This window comes from Labrenzia sp. 011 (assembly GCF_003075075.1).
In the GTDB taxonomy this organism is placed as follows: domain Bacteria; phylum Pseudomonadota; class Alphaproteobacteria; order Rhizobiales; family Stappiaceae; genus Roseibium.
On record NZ_QCYM01000049.1, the window covers coordinates 1 to 2,107 of the forward strand.

Below are 2,107 nucleotides of genomic sequence, written 5' to 3' on the forward strand. Positions count from 1 at the left end.
CAGTATTCTTGCAATCGAGTTTCGCGTATCCAAAGGTATGATTGCCGAAGATCGCTGCGCTAATTTTTTCAGAGGTCGAAATTTGACCAGTGAGCCGCAAGCTACTGGCTGTACTATGGTTTTCGAATGGTACGGCCCTGAAGCAAATACCAATGGACTTAGCATATCAAAATTTGAAACAGATAAATTGTACCACCAAGGCAAATGGAGATCGGTCTTAGTTCCCGGATCGTCGAAAGGGCTGATTTTCAAAACCGTAGAGTTGGACGATTCCAATCGAGAGGAGCTGTCAAATAAAAGATGGAAGTGGCACTTCAGAAATAATCATCGGACCAGACTTATAAGAAAATTTAATTTTTATTTAGACAAGGAAGTGAGTGTTCTCTGGTATGATTGAATCAAATTAAAAAAAGTTGTTGTCCTCTTGTTTTTATCTGCATGTCATTATCTTCGACAGGCCACTGTAAAAATTTCAACGTTGCTTAATAGTAATCAGCGGTGTTGAAACATAGGAGGGATATTCTTGTGTTTTGTATGTATTAGGAACATTGCTCCCTCAATTATTTTGAGTTTCTAGCCAGGCGAGAAACCTTTGCCCCGCGCTTGAACCCTTGCCCAGCGGCGAGCGTCCGATGCCAACCAAAGAGACAAAGCCGCCGATCCGCACCAGCGGACGGCGACGTTTTAGGAGGACGGGAGTACCGTCAAACAGAGCGCCCCAAAGTCCTGTCGCTTGCGACGCCAAAGGCGATCTCGGCAACACGGGAGATGCGGCCCAGAGCCGTATCGAATGGAGCGGGCAGACGCAGATCAGGGCTATTGGATCAGGCGGGATGGGACGGTTTAAGCTGGAAGAGACAGGTTCCAAGAGCGTGTGACGCACGCGGCAATAAAGCCGGCGCCTGGCGCCACCATACCCGAAACGCGCAAGGGATGGACGCCCCATGGCCGAGACTACAGGCTCGGTTCACGACAGCCCGGTCCCACCAAGTGGGATGCGCTATAGTTTACTTCCCACATGACATTGTTTTCATTGATGTAACTGCACGCTTTCGATAACTTGTAGTTGAATTTGCAGAAAGGCATTGAGATGAAAGCTGGTCCCGTAACCGTGCGGCAATTATTGGAGAACAGACAGCGGTTCTGCGTACCGATTTATCAGCGCCACTATGTATGGGAACGGGACAAACAGTGGGCACCGTTTTGGAATGACATCCGCACAAAGGCGATCGAACGCTTGAACGGTCGCGAACGCCGTTTCTCCCATTTCATGGGTGCGGTGGTCATGGAAGCACGCGGGTCCGCATCATCTCGGCAGGTGACGTCCTTTCAGGTCGTGGACGGGCAGCAGCGAATGACCACATTCCAACTCTATCTGGCCGCCGCGCGCGATTACGCCAAGCAAGCCGGTTTCGACTACACCGTAGAGAGGATCGAGGGCTATATTTTCAACGAAAAGCAGCACCTCATGGAGGAGCCGGAGGTTGAAAAATTCAAGATATGGCCGACCCAATATGACCGTGAATTGTTTCAGGACATCATGAGCCTTGGCAGGCCGGAGCTCCGCAAGAAGTACCTGCAGCATTTCTACAAAGGCCGTGACCGCATCTACGATTACAAATCCGTGCCGAACTTGCTCGGCGCGTATGGCTACTTTTTTGATCGCATCCGTAATGCGGTTGAGACGGACGATCTTGAAGACGATTTTGCGGAATCCATAGACCAGGACGAGGAAGCTGAAGACGCGACGCCGGTAGAGGATCAAGACAGAGCCGCGATGGAGCTACGGCTCGACGCACTTTATGAAGCCCTTATCGAAGAGTTCAAGGTCGTCGAAATAACCCTGGAAGAAGGCGATGACGCTCAGGTGATTTTCGAGACGCTCAATGAGCGAGGCGAACCGCTTCTCGCCGCGGATCTCGTTCGCAACAATATTTTCCATCGCGCAGACGCCAGACAAGAGAACGCCGAAAAGCTCTTTGAATAGATGGAGTGGTTGCCGCTCTACCCACCTGACGCATTCTATTGGAGGATCGTCGGGTTAAGTCCAATGGGTGGAGAGGAAGGCGAGCATGACCAAAGAGACGATGATCGGGATCGATCTGGC

Annotated in this window: 2 protein-coding genes; both read left to right on the forward strand. The window is 50.8% G+C overall.

Annotation, left to right across the window (positions count from 1 at the left end):
* A partial coding sequence (locus DCO57_RS23755) for a hypothetical protein (protein WP_205756255.1) occupies nucleotides 1-397 on the forward strand: 397 nt, incomplete at its 5' end.
* A 693-nt stretch (nucleotides 398-1,090) separates the two neighbouring features.
* A complete protein-coding gene (locus DCO57_RS22120) occupies nucleotides 1,091-1,987 on the forward strand; it encodes a DUF262 domain-containing protein (RefSeq protein WP_116701088.1) in 897 nt (298 codons plus the stop codon).
* The last annotated feature ends 120 nt before the right edge of the window (nucleotides 1,988-2,107 follow it).